Raw genomic sequence first — 17729 nt, 5'->3', positions numbered from 1 at the left:
CAGCAAGATGTACGTTTGTAATACAAACGGAAATTGACCGCCCTTCCGAAGTCAGGATCTGTCATGGTAAAAATATCCTCCGAAGTCGCATTCTTTAATGACAAATTATGGCAAATACGGATGAAAATCGTTCCAGGGTAATTTTGATTAGGTTGAAGCCGAATGAGTTTAAGCTCCTTGAAAAACGGTTCCGAAAATCGATGTTCCAATATATGAGTGAGTACAACCGAAACGTCTTGCTTCAGAAGCCGGTAATCTTTACATACCGCGATAAGTCCATGGATGACATGTTGGAGGAACTGATCAAGCTTAGAAGAGAACTGAACTATATTGGAAATAATTTCAATCAGGCCGTGCATAAACTTAATAGCGTAATGGGTATGCCGGATGCCAAATTGTGGCAAGAAGCCTTGACTGTTCTTAGGGATCAGCTTGAACCGTCTATGAGAGAAATCAAGGACAAACTGAATAACTATTCGGAAATATGGTCGCAAAAATCATGAGCGGAAGGAACATAGCAGGCGCACTAAACTATAATGAACGCAAAGTGAATCAGGGAAAGGCTGAACTCATTGGGCAATATGGATTTCATAAAGAACTGCAACATCTCAATTTTTACGACAAGTTACAACGCTTTACTAATCTGACGATGTCCAATCAACGAAGCAAAACTAACTCGGTTCATATTTCGCTCAACTTCGCGGTAGGCGAACAAATTTCGGATTCAAAGCTAATCGAAATTGCTGACCAGTATATGAATGAAATCGGCTTTCAAGACCAACCCTATCTGGTTTATGCGCACAATGATGCTGGTCATCCTCATATCCATATCGTCACCACAAATATCAAATCTACCGGTAAACGGATAAGCCTGCACAACTTGGGAAAAACGAAATCAGAGGAAGCGCGTAAGGCAATTGAAATACAGTATGGGCTGATTCCTGCAAAGCAAGCCGAGTTACGAAAGACGGAGAATCAGAGATTGTCAAAAGTCAACTATGGGACAGACGATACTAAAAGGGCAATCTCTAATGTGGTGCAAGGTGTAGTGAGCACTTACAAGTTTTCAAGTCTTTCAGAATTTAACGCAGCACTATCATGTTTTAACGTTGTGGCAGATCGTGGTTCTAAAAATTCTACCATGTATGCTAAGAACGGGTTATTGTATTGGGCACTTGATGAGAAGGGTCGAAAGGTTGGAATTCCGATCAAGGCCAGTAGCATTTACAGTTCTCCTACGCTAAAGAGCCTGGAGAGGAAATTTGAATCGAATAAAAAACGAAAGTCTACCCAGAAAGGTCAGCTCAAGACCTCTATCGATCAAGTCATGAAAGCAAAAGCAAGTCCTGCTGGTTTCCAACAGGCCTTATCTTCAAAAGGGATTAATGTATTGTTTCGCAGAAATGAAGAAGGTCGCCTGTACGGCGTCACGTTCATTGACCATAACACAAAATCGGTTTTTAATGGGAGCGACTTGGGTAAGTCCTATAGTGCGAATGCTTTAAGTCAGTGGTTCGGCAAGACAAACGCCTCCAATCCGGAACCTAATACAAGCAAACAGAATCATCCTGTACCAGTACGATTCGAAGGCTATCAGCGGAACGGTATCCCATTCTCTTCTGATTCTAAAAATGTACTTGACGCCTTAATGGAAGTTGATCCGCAGAATAACTCCCTGCCAGAGGGCATGTTTCAGAACAAGCGGAAGAAAAAACGGAAGAGATCACTACTAAATTCCAATTAAATGAGAACTGGAGAAAACGAACAGGGCTTAAGGAAGATTCTGGATTTTACCAGATTGCTATCCATAGCCATACTTATCATTCATTTTTATTTGTCCTGTTATGTGGCCTTCAGCGAGCTAGGGCTTTCCTCGGAGATAACTGATAAAGTCATCCGAATCATATCAAATATTAAAATATTCGAATCAACCGTTTTGAGTAAGTCGGCAGCACTTGGCCTTCTCCTAATTTCTTTGATTGGCGCGAAAGGCCGCAAAGACGAGAAAACGGATGCAAAGGCCTGGATTATATGCGGAATTTTGGCGATATCTCTTTTCTTTGGCAGCGTACTATGTTTCCGTCTAAATCTGAACCTCAAAGCCCTTGTGTCGCTTTACATCGCCATCTGCTCACTGGGATATATTTTAGTTTTAACGAGCGGTACCCGCTTATCGAGACTGATCAAATTCAATTTGATGGGCGATATTTTCAATAGGGACAATGAAACGTTTCCGCAAGAGGAACGGAAGTTAGACAACCCATATTCAATCAATCTTCCGGCTCGATATTATTTCAAGGGAAAATTTCGCGACAGCTGGATTAATATTATTAATCCTTTTCGTGGGCTATTAGTGTTAGGAACACCTGGATCCGGGAAGTCCTATTTCGCAATACGGCACATTATCTCTCAGCATATCAAGAAAGGCTTTTCTATGTTTATCTATGATTTCAAATACGATGATCTCACACGCATTGCTTATAATACCCTATTGAACGACAAAAATCCGGCAAGCTTCTACGTGATCAACTTTGATGATTTATCACATACGCACCGTTGCAATCCACTTGATCCGAATGGCATGACTGACATCACTGATGCAACCGAAGCGGCGAGAACCATTATGTTAGGATTGAATAGGGAGTGGATTAAAAAGCAAGGCGATTTCTTTGTGGAATCTCCGATCAATTTTCTAACTGCTGTTATCTGGTATTTGAGGAAGTACAAAGACGGCATTTATTGCACCTTACCGCATGTAATTGAGTTGATGCAGGTCGAGTATCAATTCTTATTTGCGATTCTCAATCGGGAACCCGAAATTGAAGTGCTTATTAACCCCTTTATATCAGCGTGGAAGAACGAGGCTTTTGACCAATTGGAAGGTCAGGTAGCAAGTGCAAAAATAAGTATGGCGAAACTATCTTCCCCCGCCCTCTATTATGTTCTATCCGGAAACGACTTCTCCCTGGATTTAAATAACCCAGATGACCCCAAAATCATTTGCGTTGGAAACAATCCCCAAAAGCAACAGGTATACGGTGCTGTGCTTAGTTTATATATTTCCAGAATGATCAAACTGGTCAATCAAAAAGACAAACAGAAATGTAGCTTAATTTTTGACGAGTTCCCTACCATCTACTTCAACAACATGGACAGCCTGATCGCTACTGCAAGATCTAATCAGGTCGCTACGTCTCTGGCCGTTCAAGATTATAGTCAATTGAAAAAAGACTACGGAAGAGAGCAGGCCGAAGTGATTTTAAACATCGTCGGAAATGTTATTTCCGGACAGGTAACCGGGGATACTGCTAAACACTTATCCGAGCGCTTTGGCAAGATACAACAACAAAGAAGAAGCATTTCAATTAACAGCTCTGATACTTCATTATCTAAATCAACGCAGCTAGATTATGCGATACCAGCCTCCAAAATTTCTACGCTATCTTCGGGAGAATTTGTAGGCATGGTAGCCGATGATCCTCACACAGAAATTGATCTAAAAGTTTTTCACAATAAGATTCAAAATGACCACGGTGGACTAAAAAAGGAAGAGACGAGCTTCAAACCAATTCCGAAAATCCGAACCATTGATTCGGAAATTGTAGAGATGACTTACTTTCAAATAAAGCAGGATGTTCAGGAAATACTAGCGGCAGAACTCGGATCGAATCGCCAGAACGAGACCTTCTCTGGAAATAACTCGGATCAGCCAGGAAATTCGAAAATGCGCACTATGAGAATGTAATAGATAATAAAAAGCATGTCAACTCGTTGAATATTAATGCTTAGCTACGTAATTTAATTAATAACTAATTTTGTTTGGCTTCTAGCTCGAACCCATCTCATTAAAAAAAGATCATGATTAAAGCGAATTATGGCGACAAACAACTGGTTGTAGATATCCTATCTAAATCCTTTGAGAACAACCAAAGCGTAAATTACATCGCAAATTCTGGAAACAGGAAAAGTAACCGAATCAGATATTTAATGGATTATTCTTTTGAAGTCTGCCATCAATTTGGAGACATCTTTCTGTCAGATGATCGGCATGCTGTTGCACTTATCCTTTATCCAGAAACGAAGAAAACGAATCTTTCGTCGGTGCTCCTCGATGTTAAATTAATTCTGAATTGTATCGGAGTATCCAATATCGGGAAAGCTCTAAAGAGGGAATCTAGTATCAAGAAACTTCAACCACAAAAACCAATGAACTATTTATGGTTTATTGGTGTAGATCCGCAAGAACAGGGCAAAGGCATCGGTTCTCAATTGATGGAGGAAATCATTTACTACAGCGAAAAAGTACAGAAACCCTTATATCTTGAAACTTCTACGCTTAGCAACCTCCCTTGGTATGAAAAGTTCGGATTCCAGGTATATAATGAATTAAATCTATCCTATAAACTCTATTTCTTGAACAGGGAATAATCAAAACTATCTCGATATGGAAGTCTTTGGTACAGAGATGCTCCTAGTAACATTCATTTTCGTCGTTCTCGAATCTGTGATGTTTTTTTATCAGCTTATCTATTTTCTTTCGCGGCCTCAGGAGAAGCAAAGACTTTACTACCTGATTCTGCTTTTAATCTTAATCATCTACAATATTACTGGAGGCTTATTCCCCGATCCCAATATTAAAATTCCAATTGCCGCTCAAAACAGCATTGCCTATGGAAGCGGATTCTTGATGGCTTCCTACATTCCTTACTATTTTTACAAGGCCTTCGAACTCGAAAACCTTCGATTCCATGCCAACTACGGAGTTTTGTTATTCTTCCTACTGCCGTTCCTCATCTTTTTTGTCGTGGTCTACTCCTTAAATAACAACCTCGACTACGCTGTCAAAAACGGGGTAATCATTCCATTTTTCTACGCATTCGTGATTCTGTGGGAAATATTAAAAGCGATAAAAATAAAATATAAGGACCGGAACGAGGATAGCTTTATCGAAGTGATAGCGGTTTATGCAGCGGTGATTCCCTGGGCGGCCATGCCCTTGATAGCTTACTACGACTGGGGACAGCTTGTAGAAGTTCTGTTCTCTAATGGCGGATTGGTTATAATCACTTTTATGTTCTTATCGAAATCTGTCACGACCGCCCGAAATGAATACCAACAACTTCTTGAATTGTCCTCCTATGGTGATCGGACGTTTATCATTGAAGAGAATACTCAAAACTACCAGTTGACCAACCGGGAAATAGAAATCGTTCGGCTGCTCCGGGAAGGGAATAAATATAGGGACATAGCCAATGAACTATTTATTTCGGAATCGACTGTTAAGAAACACGTCCAGAATATCTTTGCAAAAACGAACTCCAATAATCGGATCGAGTTGATTCATAAATTGGAACACAAGTTAAATTGAGTGATCTAGGCTATCCATGAGAATGAACGGAATAGTAAAAGTCGAATTGCCACACAACAAGCTCCGAACATTATTAGTATCCAAAGGTTACTCGTAATGATTGACAATTTGTTCGAAATACACAATTGGGTCTTGCCTAAACTCCCTTATCCCAAAAACATCTCTTAATAATGCGTCATTTTTCGTGAGAAAATCTAATGAATTCTTAAAATGGCCGTGAAAATTCAAGAATGCACTTACTTGGTTTCCGTTCATTCCCTTATATTCCATCGGTTCATAATTAACGAATGGGGAATGAATTGTTGACAACCTTAGATATAAGAGAACAATGTAACTGAAGATATTTGTAAAAATTACGCCTGCCGAATTGACTCCTTCCTCGTCAGGGAATGGAAAACTTAGGTCAATTAGTGCATATCTTAATTGCTCGCCACTATAATACTGTCCATAAAGTATTAATATATCTCTAATAGTATCCGGAAGAATTTTATATCGAGCTGGCTCACTCTGGGTGTAGTAAAATATCTTATTAATTGCCTTCAAGTTTGAGGTATGAAACAACAAGCCACCAAGAGCCGTTACAAAATCAATGACGTCTTGTCTTTCATTTTGTCGAAAGTCAACGACGGTTTTATTTATGACTTGTCCATCTACATTCTCCGGCAATACAACTGGCATTTTATCATAATAATCATAGATATTTCTCCAGAATCGAAATGCAATATCAGGTCTATTATTTTCGATTGCAGTAGACAAGTTTCGCCAAAGAACGCGCCACGTATCTTCAGATATCCTTCCATATCTTTCGTGTCCTAGCAACCATTCTCCTCCTGAAATGTTATACTGCAAGTGAACCGCTTCATGTCTATTCAACTTTAAAACAATGTTATGAAATCGGGTTATGAAGCTCAAGTATTTTACATCAAAGTAAATTACACCGGTTTTCGAATTTATCTGAGCTTTTCGTCTGCTGTCGAATGCTAATGAAAAATATCTCACTAATTCGTAGTCTGTTGATACGGGATCTTTTTTAATGAAATATGCAAACAGATCAGCAAGTTCGTCAAACGTATCACTATACTGGTTTTCTCTTAGAAGATAATTTCTTAAATTAACATCGCTTTTATAATCAAATATTTTCCTTACAAAGAATAGGAAAGAAACTGACAGAGCGCTTGCGGAACAGAAAATCGTCCAAATTAAAAGATGGTTAATCCGAATGGGAAATAGAAAAATTTTCCCAAATATATAAGCGGCAATCGAGCCCAAAGATATATATAGTGCTATATTAAATATCTTCCATTCCTTTTCATTTCTTAACCGGTTACTTAACTTTTCAGAACTATATTTTGTGTTTATATTCCCTATTTCACTAATTGTTAAGGGGTAAGCAACGCCAAAAATTGCGACAATAAGAGGCACGCAAATTTCTAATATTCCCATTTATTTCTACTCTGTTGATAATTAAATACCACAATTAGGTAACGACCTAAAGTTAATCACTTCAAGACCGCTAGGTAGCCCAATCGTATTTTATCGGCTGTTATCCAAAAACGTATGTTTCCCGCGTCTAAACTAATCAATCTATACGACAATTTATATTTGACGATTAATCGCCTTGATGACTTATTTCGCTGACAGAAATGACTATCACAACGGATGATTGAGTGTTTACAACAAAAAACATATAGAATACTCCTTTTTGAGTACATCAATCCGCCGAAATAAGTATTTACTGACCTTATTTCTTTCAGCAATTTTGCCCTTCACTAATAATTTATGTATCACCCACCAACTGATGATTCTCTCATCGTGTTGATTTAATGAAGATTATTATGAAGCATCTTTCTGATCGACTACTGTACGCCCTTGAAACTGAATTATACGCTACTTCCTTAAAGCCTACCTCGGAATGTGAACAACTGAAAGACGCAATAGCATTGTGCAAAAAAGCACTGGGAATCTTAAAGCGTTTTTTAGCTGGTTACTTTTTTGAATCGCTTGATGAAGAAATTCATTTTTTTAAAATCATTAAACCTCTATTTTATAGTAAGTACATCTATTACATCAAGGTGTATAACTATCATATTAAAAAGCCTGTCGGAAGCGAGCAGGTCGTTTCGGAATTTATAACATCGCAGTTAACTGATCTTAAGCATTTCTTTGATCATAATCAAGCTTTTTATCAATACTACCGTTCTGGTTCAACTCATCTCGACACATGCTATTTCACAAGGGGACATTTCGATGTCTACGCAGAAATAGAAGATTTTCAGGGCGACGAAATCTTTTCGACCAGTCATGATTATAAGATATCGAAGGTCATCGCAAATGAGCAGTATCAGGAATTTCTAATGACGAAGTGCAAGGAAATAAATCGAGATTGTAGAATTAAGCCGGATACACCGATCGTTTGGACTGGAAGCCAGTCAGATTTGGTAGAACTACTCTATGCTTTAGTGGAATGCGGGTCCTTCAATAACGGTGATGTTCAAATCAAATCTTTAGTTCTCTACTTCCAAAATGTTTTTCAGGTCGATTTAAAATATTATTACCATAAATACACCGACATTTCCAACCGAAAAAAGGAACGTACAGTATTCTTAGATAAGCTTAGAACCCGCTTGGTTAAGAAAATGGATAGTAAGCATGAGCTGAAGCAACCAGAACTAAAAAGTATTAATTTCCCGCTGTAAAAGTATTCCTGCATTATCACATCGTTATAATATGACCGTTTCAATTCGTCTTTTGCTATGAAATAATTTCTGTTATTAGTCTTAGCGGGATGTTTTCTTTTCAACACGTTCGGCAGTGCACAAATAGGTTTGAAGTGAGCGAGTATGGCGAATCAAAGTTAATAACAAGTTATTTATTAAATTTGATTTGGTGTCTGGTAAAGTAATTGTTATCGACACCACTCTAACCGCTATTTTTTCAGAATTACAACGTAAATTATGAGCAAAAGATCTTTTGATCAACTTCTAGAGCTTGATCCGACAAATTTCAACGATGTTGAAATTCTTGATTTTATCGGAGAATTATTTGACTTATCATTAGACTTAAATAATCCCAAAGGAATTGATAAAGGACTGGAGCTTAGCTTAAAAATTGCCGACGGCAACCTTTCTAATTCAGATCTTATTCGTTTTCATTATTATCTTGCTAACGGATGGTCTTCCAGACGCTTTTTCACCCGATATGAAAAATCAGAAAGTTGGGACTTTGACCAACAAGAGCTAAGTAAAGAACTCTTCCATCTTAGGAAATGTATTTCGATCGAAGATTTTAATAAAGAAAAATCAGAGCTTCAATGTCAGGTTTACACCAATTTAGGTAATCATTTTTCCCATGTCGGACGTTTTATTGATGCACAGGAATGGTGGAATAAAGCTCTTTCTGTCATATCTTATTTTCCTATGGCATTAGGAAATATTGGTCATGGACTTTTTAGCTACGCTGGTTGCCTTTACTCTAGTTCTCATAAAACTATTTTTGTTTACCATGCCTATAAACATTTAAAACAAACACTTAACTATAAGAATTTTCTTCATCCGAATGCGTATCAATCCTTTAAAAAACTATTAGAAAACATCGAAAGGCAATGGCCCAAGGAATATTTAGATTCCAAGCAATCTTTTGAATTTGATTTAGGTAAAAATAAAAAGCTAAGGTCTTACAGAGAATGGTGCCTTCAAAACACTTTATATCTCAACTCTTTGAATGATTTAGGCCCCTTGGAAATAGCTTCACATGATCTTCTCCATTTGCCAAGTATGACGGTGGAACTTAACGCAACTCCAAAATATCATACATTATTTAATCAAATTAAACAAGAATACGGAACTGCAAGATTTTTATTTTATGAAGGAACTAGATTGCCATCCCAGTCTTATGGTGATAAGGACATTGTTTTGGTAGATACTTCAGATTATGCGGAGTACTCGTATAACCTTGAAAAGATTAAAATTACGTACAGAATAATTTACTCTCTATTTGATAAAATAGCGTATCTCCTAAACGATTATTTAAAAGTAGGGATGCCCCGAAATAGGACAAGCTTTAGAGGCTTATGGCATGAAAATAATAGAGATAGGTCTTTACGAAATATTTTCATGGGCAATCGGAACTTGGCCTTAAGAGGCTTATATTGGCTAAGCAAAGATTTATTTGATAAAGATGACGCACATGTAGAAGCTATTGAACCTGAAGCAAAGGAGTTGTCAGAAATTAGAAATCACATCGAACACAAGTCGTTCAAGATCAAACAATATGGAAATTGGGGAGAGGATGAAGATAATTTCACATTCTCGATTGGCAGAGCAAAATTCGAACAAAAAACATTTAAGCAGTTACGGCTAATAAGAGCTGCAATAATTTACACCTCTTTAGCAATCCATCATGAGGAAGTAGGAAAGGAACAAAAGCATACCATTCTTATGTATTTGCCGGATGTACCGTTTAAAGATCGAATATAATTATTTATCTGGTTGCCAGCCCCAATCTTTAAATGCTGCTCTGTAATGAACATACCGGTATTCTATTTCAGTTATGGGATCTTGTCTTGTGATTCTTATTGGTACGGCATCTCCCATTTGTGTAGAAACAACTCCATAATTATGGTTAATGATTCCTAACAACTCGTGATATAAAGTGTAGATAACCAAGGTTTCATGAAATCTATCGGTCCACTCTTCGAAAGATTGTACTCTGATATGACTAAACGGGTCTTCCTTAACATAGTTATTAAGTTGAATATGACGTCCTAATATTGAATATTGTGAATGTGCGATTGAATTCCTGATCTGAAAATTGTACGATCTTTTAAAGGCAGCGTATAATCTGGGAATGTCCTTTTCAAATTTATCCCTTATTTTCCTCCGAATTATGACATCTCGACTTCCAGTTGTTCCTCTTTCTCTACTGGTAGTCATGAGTTTATAATGCCAGTCATATGCTCTCCCATCGATCAAATTAGCAAGCTGAAAAAATTTCTTAATAAAACTGTCTGACTCCCATATTTTTAAATAAATCAGCATTTCAGTTTGGATAGATATAGATTCCTTGAAAGTCAATATATCAATTTCTACTCTTCTTGCAGCCGAGAACTCGACGTCTAAAAGATAATCTGTTAACGATTTATCAGACATATTTTTTTTCATATACTCTCCGATAAAATTATGGTGTGTGTGCTCTGAATGACCTTCATGGCTTAAGCCAAACATATATGGGCTCATTTTTTCCTCCAGATTATTCCATGTATGTGTTTCAGAATTATAAAATGCATTCAAGTGAATAAGAAGCAAATCGCTATCATGTGTTTGTCGTTTGAGAGCGAGATAGTACAATTGTTCAAATTGAGGTCTTAATTCCTTGTACTTCTGATCTAAGAGGTCTTTGAATAACATAAATTAAAGCTAAAACTGTAAAGTTAATTAGTTTCACTACATCTTTCGATCAAATTTATAAGATAGGGATAAACCTAGCTGAATTGTTCCCTTCAACAATAGAAGTTTCTTTAAGAAAGAATATTTCTGGAACACACATAATATTTACTGTGATCCACTACCATTGATTTAAGGTTTAAAGAATCGACTATATTTTTTAAAAACACACACCTCCCCCTAAAGGTGTGAATTCCTAATCCAAACTCCCCCCACTTTTGCCTTCAGTTCAGCAATGGAGCTGTTCGATAAACTGAAGGATTATGTTAACATCAATTTCATGGCTGCAATACTTGCAGGCCTTGGCAATCCTGATCGCTGGATACTATTCGGTGGTCATTCTGCTTTATTACCGCATTGAATTACTCGCCATACTACAAAGGATTAAAAGCGGGAAGTCGGTTCAGGAACCAGACGGACCTCGCAAAGAAGTTCTTGGAAAAATTGCGGTGGATCATAATGATCACTCTTTAAATTCCGAAGAGCTCGAATTCTCCCAAGAGGATCTCAATCAGCCAATCGAAGAAAACCTTTAATCCCCACAATCATGAAATCAAACTCAAAATCAATCAATTTATCTAAAAAAAACGTGTTGGTAAGCCTGGCAACTATTGCGCTCATACTCGTTGCAGGAAGTTTATTCGCTCAGGATGGCAATGCCGGAATAAGTGAAGCTACGAACAAAGTAAAAGGTTACTTTTCAACCGGTACGGATTTAATGTACGCAATTGGTGCTGTCTCTGGTTTAATCGGCGCAATTAAAGTGTATCAAAAGTGGAACGGCGGTGAGCATGATACCGGAAAGGTTGCAGCCGCTTGGTTTGGTAGCTGTGTATTTCTGGTAGTAGTCGCAACGGTTCTCCAATCATTTTTTGGTATTTAGTTATGGCGACGATCTATAAAATCAACAAAGGGATCAACAAGCCGATTGAATTCAAGGGATTGAAGGCGCAGTATATCACCTACCTGGCAATCGGGCTGGTCATTCTCCTTATCCTTTTTGCTTCCATGTATATCATTGGGTTAAATCTGTTTGCATGCATTCTGATAGTAGGCAGCTTAGGGTTCGGATTATTCATAACAGTATTCCGCCTGAGCCACAAATTCGGAGAATATGGATTATTGAAAAGGCTCGCTAAAAAATATACTCCAGAGTTTATTCGATTCCAGTCGCGCAAACTCTTTGTCAAGCTGGAACCAAGATCTGCCAACAAAAAAGAAAGGAGTGACTATGGCTAAGCCAATCGACATTGAAAGAATACTACCAATCTATAAGGTCGAAAACAACTCGATTATTTCCGTATACGGTGATATCACTATAGCCTATGAGATTACGCTTCCCGAGATTTTCTCACTTTCCAATCATGAGTACGAAGCATTTCATCAGGCCTGGGTTAAGGCAATTCGTGTACTTCCCAAGCATAGCTGTTTTCATAAACAGGACTGGTTTGTTTTAGACGCTTACAAGCCAGGTTTTGGGAACGGCGAAGAATCAGCACAAGGCCGCAGAAGTTTTCTCTCATCCAGCAGCGAACGTTTTTTTAATGAGCGCCCGTTCTTGAACCATAAATGCTACGTCTTCTTATCAAAAAAACCTGATGGAAGACGACCAGCGACTTCGGCTTTCTCTGGATTGTTCCGAAAATCAATTGTTCCTGGTGAAGTATTGAAAGCAGGGTTCATTAATGACTTCTTTGACAAAGCCAATCAATTTGAGCGGATTATGACGGACAGTGGATTTGTCAAAATCAATCGTTTATCCAATGATCAATTGGCTGGAACAAACGAAAAGGCCGGATTAATTGAACGTTACTGCTTTTTATTGAATGAGTCGGAGAAGCCAGCGTTGAAGGATGTGCATTTAAAAGATGAGATTAAAGTTGGTGAAAATCATTGCCAATTGTTTAGTCTTTCTGATGCTGAAAACCTGCCTTCACTGTGCAGATCCCGTATTAACTACGACAAATACAGCACGGATAGAACGAAGTGCAGCATTGGTTTCGCCTCACCATTGGGGCAGCTACTGAACTGCAATCACATCTACAATCAATACATTTTTATTGATGACTCGGTTAAGACCCTAAAAAAACTGGAGGCGAAACGTTTGCGCCTCCAGTCGCTCTCATCCTATTCTCGAGAGAATTCAATTGGTCGGGATGCCACTCAGGATTTCCTGAACGAAGCCATAAGTCAACAGCGATTGCCAATTAAGTCACATTTTAATGTGTTGGCGTGGTCTGATAATCCAGAAGAAAGAAAAATTGTAAGGACAAACGTCTCTTCTGCGATGGCACAGATGGACGCAATTCCGAAACAAGAAACTGACGGAGCGCCTCAGATTTGGTGGGCAGGTATCCCAGGAAATGAAGCGGACTTTCCGATGAACGACACCTTTGATATTTTTCTGGAACAGGCATGCTGCTTCCTTAGTCTTGAAACCAACTACCGAACATCCTTAAGTCCGGTAGGCATTCGTCTGGGAGACCGATTGACAGGAAAACCGGTTCATGTCGATATTTCTGATGAACCTATGAGAAATGGAGTCTGCACTAACAGGAACAAATTTATACTTGGTCCCTCTGGTTCGGGAAAATCATTCTTTACCAACCATATGGTCAGAAGCTATTATGAACAAGGCACCCATATTCTATTGGTCGATGTAGGTCATAGTTATAAAGGCTTGTGCGATCTGGTAGGTGGATACTATTTCACTTACGATGAAAAGCATCCGATCCAGTTCAACCCTTTCTATATAGCAGCTGGCGATATCTTAGATACAGAAAAGAAAGAAAGCTTAAAAAGTCTAATTCTGGCACTTTGGAAAAAGGAAGATGAAGTATTGGAACGCCCTGAATATGTCGCTTTGTCCAACGCCCTGCAAGGTTATTATTCAAAGTTAGCCGATTCGCCCTCGCTCTTTCCCTGTTTCAATACGTTTTACGATTACCTGAAATCCGACTTTGCGCAACAGCTTAAAAGAGATAACGTGAAAGAACGGCATTTTGATCTGGACAACTTACTCTATGTCTTAAGGCCTTTCTATAAGGATGGTGAGTTTGGCTACTTACTGAATGCGACTGAGAACCTTGCCCTGTTAAATGAGCGATTTATCGTTTTTGAACTGGACAACATCAAAGATCATCCGATTCTTTTCCCGGTAGTCACCTTGATCATTATGGAAACCTTCATCAGTAAGATGAGGAAACTCAAAGGAATCAGGAAGATGATTTTGATTGAGGAGGCCTGGAAAGCGATAGCCAAGGAAGGCATGGCGGAGTACATAAAGTACCTTTTCAAAACGGTTCGTAAGTTCTTTGGAGAAGCGATCATCGTCACCCAGGAAGTTGAAGATGTGATTAGTTCGCCCATTGTGAAAGAGACGATCATCAATAATTCCGACTGTAAAATCCTGTTGGATCAATCCAAGTATCAAAACAAATTCGATCTGATACAGGCGCTTCTGGGGCTGACGGAGAAAGAAAAAGTACAGATCCTCTCTGTAAACAAAGCCAATGACCCGAACCTGAAATACAAGGAAGTTTTCATCAGTCTTGGTGGCCAGCTAAGCAAGGTTTATCGCACGGAGGTTAGTCCTGAGGAATATCTAGCCTACACAACAGAAGAAAGTGAAAAAATGAAGGTTCAAGAGTACACGCGCAAATACGGAAGTACGGAAAGAGGAATTGCCGTGCTTGCAAAGGAGTTGAAAACTGAATTTTAAACCCTAATCGAAGTGAACATGAAAAAATTTATGATTTATATGCCAGTCAGTATGATTGTGCTTATGGTATCACTGCCCATGAAGCAGGCGAATGCTCAGCTGGCCGTGGTTGAAGTAATAAAGGCAGGTGTAAAAAAGGTTATCAAGGCTGTTGATCTTAAAATTCAAAGGATGCAGAATGAGACCATCTGGCTACAAAACGCACAAAAGGTGATGGAGAACCAGCTATCCAAATTGAAACTTACAGAAATCTCAGACTGGACGGAACGGCAAAAGGAATTATACAGTAAATACTATACGGATTTGTGGAAAGTGAAAGCTGCCATTTCCTACTATCAGCGGATCAAGGGTGTAACGACCAAGCAAGTGTTCTTGGTGGAAGAATACAAAAAAGCGTGGAATCTCGCACAACAAGACAAAAACTTCACCGCTGATGAGCTTGACTATATGCACAAGGTATATGCTGGAATTCTAAAAGAAAGCGCGAAGAATCTGGATCAGCTTCTTCTAGTCGTCAATTCCTTCAAGACTCAAATGAGCGATGCCAAAAGATTGGAGCTGATCAATGAAGCAGCAGATAAGATCGATGAGAACTTCAATGATCTACGGCAGTTCAACAGCCAAAGCATTGTGATGAGTTTACAGCGTTCAAAGAGTCAGGAACAGGTTGAGGCGGTTCAACGATTGTATGGATTAAAAGCAGACTGATATGAAAGCTACTCTATGCATCATCTTTCTTTTTTTTTCGCTTGGCAGTCAAGCTCAAACCTGGGATGAGATTTTCAAACAAAAGAAAACTCAAAAGAAATATCTGCTTCAGCAAATACTAGCGATGAAAATCTATGCTGGTTATTTAAAAGATGGATATGACATTGCCTCACAAGGGATCAATTCCATAAAGGCTTTCTCGAACGGTGAGTTTACGCTTCATGGTGATTTCTTCAATTCCCTTGAGATGGTGAGTTCGGTAATTCGTGAGAACAAGAAGATTGCGGATATCGTCGGTTGGCAAGTTTCGATAAAGAAAGAGTTCAATCTAGTCGCTAAGGTTGGCAGCTATGCTCATCATAAATCATACGTGGAAAATGTCAAAGCCGAAGTCTTCAAACAATGTGAGTTTGATTTGGACGAGCTTCTTCTACTAGTTTCTAAGGGAGAATTAGAGATGTCAGATGATGAGCGACTGAAACGCCTCGAAAAGATCCATCAGCGAATGCAGGATAAATTTCAGTTTACCCGCTCCTTTATCAGTCAGATAAAGATTCTTGACCAGCAAATCGAACAAGAAAAGCGAAACCTAGAAAAATCATTCGATCTATATCAGATCCCAAATTAAACAATTATGAAAATTATATGGATCCTCCTGATACTTGCCACGACGACTTTTTCATCGCGGGCACAGTCACACGAAGTACAACAATTGCTGCTGAACTATGAAAAGCTATCACAGCTAAAAAACATACTGGCAGATATGAAGAAGGGATATCAGGTTGTCAGCAGTGGCTATACAACGATCAAAAACATTTCGGAAGGAAACTTCAACCTTCACGACGCTTTCATCGACGGCCTTTTTGCAGTAAGTCCTGCTATAAAGAACTACAAACGTGTTCCTGATATCATACGTTATCAGAAATACATCGTTCAGGAATATAAAAGAGCTTATAAGGGCTTTAAGCTGAGCGGATTTTTCAATGACGGCGAGATTGAATATATGGGAAGTGTCTATGGCAACCTGATCGACCAAAGTGTTCAGAGCCTGGATGAGCTGGCAACGGTAATTACTTCATCAAAGCTAAGTATGAGTGATGACGAGCGGCTTCAGGCGATCGACCGGATTTTTGCAGAAACGGAAGATAAACTGCAATTCCTTCGGATGTTCAATAAGAACGCTAAAATTATGGCTTTACAACGAAGCAAAGAAGCTCGAGATGTAGAAGCATCCCAGAAGCTCTATCACTTAAATCTAAACTGAGCACTATGAAAAATTCAAAATTTCTAATCGTCTTCTTGATGATTATTGGTGCTTCCTTGCCGCAAAATTTATTCGCTCAAGGTTTGGCAGGTGAAATCAGTAGCCTCCAAAGCGTTCTGGATCAAGTTTATGACGAGATGATCGAATTGTCAAGTAAGCTTATTGGGGTCGCTCGGGGAATCGCAGGGTTTGCTGCATTATGGTATATCGCTTCGCGAGTATGGCGACAAATTGCCGCTGCGGAACCATTGGATTTCTATCCACTCCTTAGGCCGTTTGCATTAGGCCTCGCTATTTTACTTTTTCCGGCAGTTCTATCGCTTATGAATGGCATCCTTCAGCCCATTGTTGGCGCAACTGGCGGTATGGTGAAAGATTCAGACAAAGCCATCGCGGTTCTTTTGGCAAAAAAGGAACAGGCTGTTAAGAATTCCAAATCATGGGACATGTACGTAGGAGAAACCGGGAGTGGCGACCGTGAGAAATGGTATAAATACACGCACCCTGAGGAAGCACTCGAAGGAGAAGAAGGCATTTTCGAAAGTATTGGGAACGACATGAAATTTTGGATGGATAAGCAGTCCTATAATTTCCGGAATTCAATCAAGCAATGGATGAGTGAAGTCCTGCAAGTTATCTACGAAGCTGCTGCCTTGTGTATAAACACCATCCGTACTTTTTACCTAATTGTGCTCGCCATTCTTGGTCCTTTAGTTTTTGGCTTTGCCGTCTTCGATGGTTTTCAGCACACGTTGACAGTTTGGCTTGCCCGGTACATTAATGTCTTTTTATGGCTCCCTATTGCCAATATCTTCGGCTCCATTCTGGGTAAGATTCAAGAAAACATGTTAAAACTAGACATAAACCAAGTCGAGTCTGCTGGTGACACTTTTTTCAGCTCTACGGATACAGCCTATCTCATTTTTATGGTGATCGGCATTGTAGGATACTTTACTGTTCCAACGATTGCGAATTACGTCGTGCATGCCGGAGGTGGAAACGGACTTCTCCAGAAAGTGAACTCCATGGTTATAAGTTCTGCAAGTACCGTCGTCGCCTCCGGTGCTGCTGCCGGTGGAATGATGGCTGATTCACTGGGCGATCAACGTGGACAGATGTCACAAGGTATGGCGGGATACGGCCAGTCTTCCGGGTATTTCGGAAATGACCAGACAAGTCAATCAAAGTTTCAGGAGGATAGACTATCAGGTAATAACAATTAAGCAA

At 39.1% G+C, this 17729-nt stretch carries 17 protein-coding genes; 15 read left to right on the top strand and 2 right to left on the bottom strand.

Annotation, left to right across the window (positions count from 1 at the left end; translation table 11 throughout):
• Positions 1-143: 143 nt before the first annotated feature.
• The 5 genes from C8N28_RS13170 to C8N28_RS13150 all read left to right on the top strand — a co-directional run bounded on the left by C8N28_RS13170 (position 144) and on the right by C8N28_RS13150 (position 5368).
• Entirely contained in the window at positions 144-503 is a 360-nt protein-coding gene (locus tag C8N28_RS13170) for a plasmid mobilization protein (RefSeq protein WP_132225654.1), read from the top strand.
• A complete protein-coding gene (locus C8N28_RS13165; protein ID WP_132225653.1) occupies positions 485-1744 on the top strand; it encodes a relaxase/mobilization nuclease domain-containing protein in 1260 nt (419 codons plus the stop codon). Before C8N28_RS13170 ends, C8N28_RS13165 begins: the two co-directional genes overlap by 19 nt.
• The gene (gene mobC / locus C8N28_RS13160) at positions 1745-3745 is read left to right on the top strand and encodes a conjugal transfer protein MobC (protein ID WP_132225651.1); all 2001 of its coding nucleotides are present in this window, start codon (positions 1745-1747) and stop codon (positions 3743-3745) included. It begins immediately after the preceding gene.
• A 113-nt stretch (positions 3746-3858) separates the two neighbouring features.
• The gene (locus C8N28_RS13155; RefSeq protein ID WP_132225649.1) at positions 3859-4428 is read left to right on the top strand and encodes a GNAT family N-acetyltransferase; all 570 of its coding nucleotides are present in this window, start codon (positions 3859-3861) and stop codon (positions 4426-4428) included.
• Positions 4429-4444: 16 nt separating this feature from the next.
• The gene (locus C8N28_RS13150) at positions 4445-5368 is read left to right on the top strand and encodes a response regulator transcription factor (RefSeq protein WP_132225647.1); all 924 of its coding nucleotides are present in this window, start codon (positions 4445-4447) and stop codon (positions 5366-5368) included.
• Positions 5369-5455: 87 nt separating this feature from the next.
• Here the strand turns inward: C8N28_RS13150 and C8N28_RS13145 are convergent, their stop codons facing one another.
• On the bottom strand, positions 5456-6811 hold the full coding sequence (locus C8N28_RS13145) for a hypothetical protein (RefSeq protein WP_132225645.1): 1356 nt from the start codon (positions 6809-6811) through the stop codon (positions 5456-5458).
• Between the two features lie 392 nt (positions 6812-7203).
• Between C8N28_RS13145 and C8N28_RS13140 the strand changes: the two genes are divergently transcribed.
• Positions 7204-8064, top strand: a complete 861-nt coding sequence (locus C8N28_RS13140; RefSeq protein ID WP_165870343.1) for an RteC domain-containing protein — start codon at positions 7204-7206, stop codon at positions 8062-8064.
• 258 nt (positions 8065-8322) lie between these two features.
• A complete protein-coding gene (locus C8N28_RS13135) occupies positions 8323-9843 on the top strand; it encodes an LA2681 family HEPN domain-containing protein (RefSeq protein ID WP_132225641.1) in 1521 nt (506 codons plus the stop codon).
• Here C8N28_RS13135 and C8N28_RS13130 read toward each other — a convergent pair whose 3' ends face one another.
• Complete coding sequence (locus C8N28_RS13130) at positions 9844-10773, bottom strand: hypothetical protein (protein WP_132225639.1); 930 nt, start codon at positions 10771-10773, stop codon at positions 9844-9846. It lies immediately after the preceding gene.
• Positions 10774-11072: 299 nt separating this feature from the next.
• On the opposite strand from C8N28_RS13130, the gene C8N28_RS13125 reads away from it, so the two are divergent.
• The 8 genes from C8N28_RS13125 to traJ are packed head-to-tail and all read left to right on the top strand — an operon-like array spanning position 11073 to position 17725.
• A complete protein-coding gene (locus tag C8N28_RS13125) occupies positions 11073-11345 on the top strand; it encodes a hypothetical protein (RefSeq protein WP_132225637.1) in 273 nt (90 codons plus the stop codon).
• 11 nt (positions 11346-11356) lie between these two features.
• Entirely contained in the window at positions 11357-11692 is a 336-nt protein-coding gene (locus C8N28_RS13120; RefSeq protein WP_132225635.1) for a DUF4134 domain-containing protein, read from the top strand.
• A 2-nt stretch (positions 11693-11694) separates the two neighbouring features.
• Entirely contained in the window at positions 11695-12048 is a 354-nt protein-coding gene (locus tag C8N28_RS13115) for a DUF4133 domain-containing protein (protein WP_132225633.1), read from the top strand.
• Positions 12041-14530 (top strand): TraG family conjugative transposon ATPase, encoded by a 2490-nt coding sequence (locus C8N28_RS13110; RefSeq protein WP_132225631.1) that lies wholly within the window; start codon positions 12041-12043, stop codon positions 14528-14530. The genes C8N28_RS13115 and C8N28_RS13110 overlap by 8 nt, the downstream gene beginning before the upstream one ends.
• 18 nt (positions 14531-14548) lie before the next feature.
• Positions 14549-15238 (top strand): conjugal transfer protein TraI, encoded by a 690-nt coding sequence (locus C8N28_RS13105; protein ID WP_132225629.1) that lies wholly within the window; start codon positions 14549-14551, stop codon positions 15236-15238.
• Between the two features lies 1 nt (position 15239).
• The gene (locus C8N28_RS13100; RefSeq protein WP_132225627.1) at positions 15240-15866 is read left to right on the top strand and encodes a hypothetical protein; all 627 of its coding nucleotides are present in this window, start codon (positions 15240-15242) and stop codon (positions 15864-15866) included.
• Between the two features lie 6 nt (positions 15867-15872).
• Positions 15873-16502, top strand: coding sequence for a TerB family tellurite resistance protein (locus C8N28_RS13095; protein ID WP_132225625.1), 630 nt, complete (start codon positions 15873-15875; stop codon positions 16500-16502).
• A gap of 5 nt (positions 16503-16507) precedes the next feature.
• Positions 16508-17725 carry a conjugative transposon protein TraJ gene (gene traJ / locus C8N28_RS13090; RefSeq protein WP_132225623.1) on the top strand — a complete coding sequence of 406 codons (1218 nt, stop codon included), beginning with the start codon at positions 16508-16510 and terminating at the stop codon, positions 17723-17725.
• Positions 17726-17729 lie beyond the last annotated feature (4 nt).

The organism is Albibacterium bauzanense (genome assembly GCF_004339765.1).
Classification (GTDB): Bacteria; Bacteroidota; Bacteroidia; order Sphingobacteriales; family Sphingobacteriaceae; genus Albibacterium; species Albibacterium bauzanense.
Note: the sequence above shows the minus strand (reverse complement) of the source record. Positions and strands in the feature narration are given on the sequence as shown.

Coding starts and splice junctions, on each gene's coding strand:
- C8N28_RS13165 (WP_132225653.1), top strand. CDS start 485: ATGGTCGCAAAAATCATGAGCGGAAGGAACATAGCAGGCGCACTAAAC.
- mobC (WP_132225651.1), top strand. CDS start 1,745: ATGAGAACTGGAGAAAACGAACAGGGCTTAAGGAAGATTCTGGATTTT.
- C8N28_RS13155 (WP_132225649.1), top strand. CDS start 3,859: ATGATTAAAGCGAATTATGGCGACAAACAACTGGTTGTAGATATCCTA.
- C8N28_RS13150 (WP_132225647.1), top strand. CDS start 4,445: ATGGAAGTCTTTGGTACAGAGATGCTCCTAGTAACATTCATTTTCGTC.
- C8N28_RS13145 (WP_132225645.1), bottom strand. CDS start 6,811: ATGGGAATATTAGAAATTTGCGTGCCTCTTATTGTCGCAATTTTTGGC.
- C8N28_RS13140 (WP_165870343.1), top strand. CDS start 7,204: ATGAAGCATCTTTCTGATCGACTACTGTACGCCCTTGAAACTGAATTA.
- C8N28_RS13135 (WP_132225641.1), top strand. CDS start 8,323: ATGAGCAAAAGATCTTTTGATCAACTTCTAGAGCTTGATCCGACAAAT.
- C8N28_RS13130 (WP_132225639.1), bottom strand. CDS start 10,773: ATGTTATTCAAAGACCTCTTAGATCAGAAGTACAAGGAATTAAGACCT.
- C8N28_RS13125 (WP_132225637.1), top strand. CDS start 11,073: ATGTTAACATCAATTTCATGGCTGCAATACTTGCAGGCCTTGGCAATC.
- C8N28_RS13120 (WP_132225635.1), top strand. CDS start 11,357: ATGAAATCAAACTCAAAATCAATCAATTTATCTAAAAAAAACGTGTTG.
- C8N28_RS13115 (WP_132225633.1), top strand. CDS start 11,695: ATGGCGACGATCTATAAAATCAACAAAGGGATCAACAAGCCGATTGAA.
- C8N28_RS13110 (WP_132225631.1), top strand. CDS start 12,041: ATGGCTAAGCCAATCGACATTGAAAGAATACTACCAATCTATAAGGTC.
- C8N28_RS13105 (WP_132225629.1), top strand. CDS start 14,549: ATGAAAAAATTTATGATTTATATGCCAGTCAGTATGATTGTGCTTATG.
- C8N28_RS13100 (WP_132225627.1), top strand. CDS start 15,240: ATGAAAGCTACTCTATGCATCATCTTTCTTTTTTTTTCGCTTGGCAGT.
- C8N28_RS13095 (WP_132225625.1), top strand. CDS start 15,873: ATGAAAATTATATGGATCCTCCTGATACTTGCCACGACGACTTTTTCA.
- traJ (WP_132225623.1), top strand. CDS start 16,508: ATGAAAAATTCAAAATTTCTAATCGTCTTCTTGATGATTATTGGTGCT.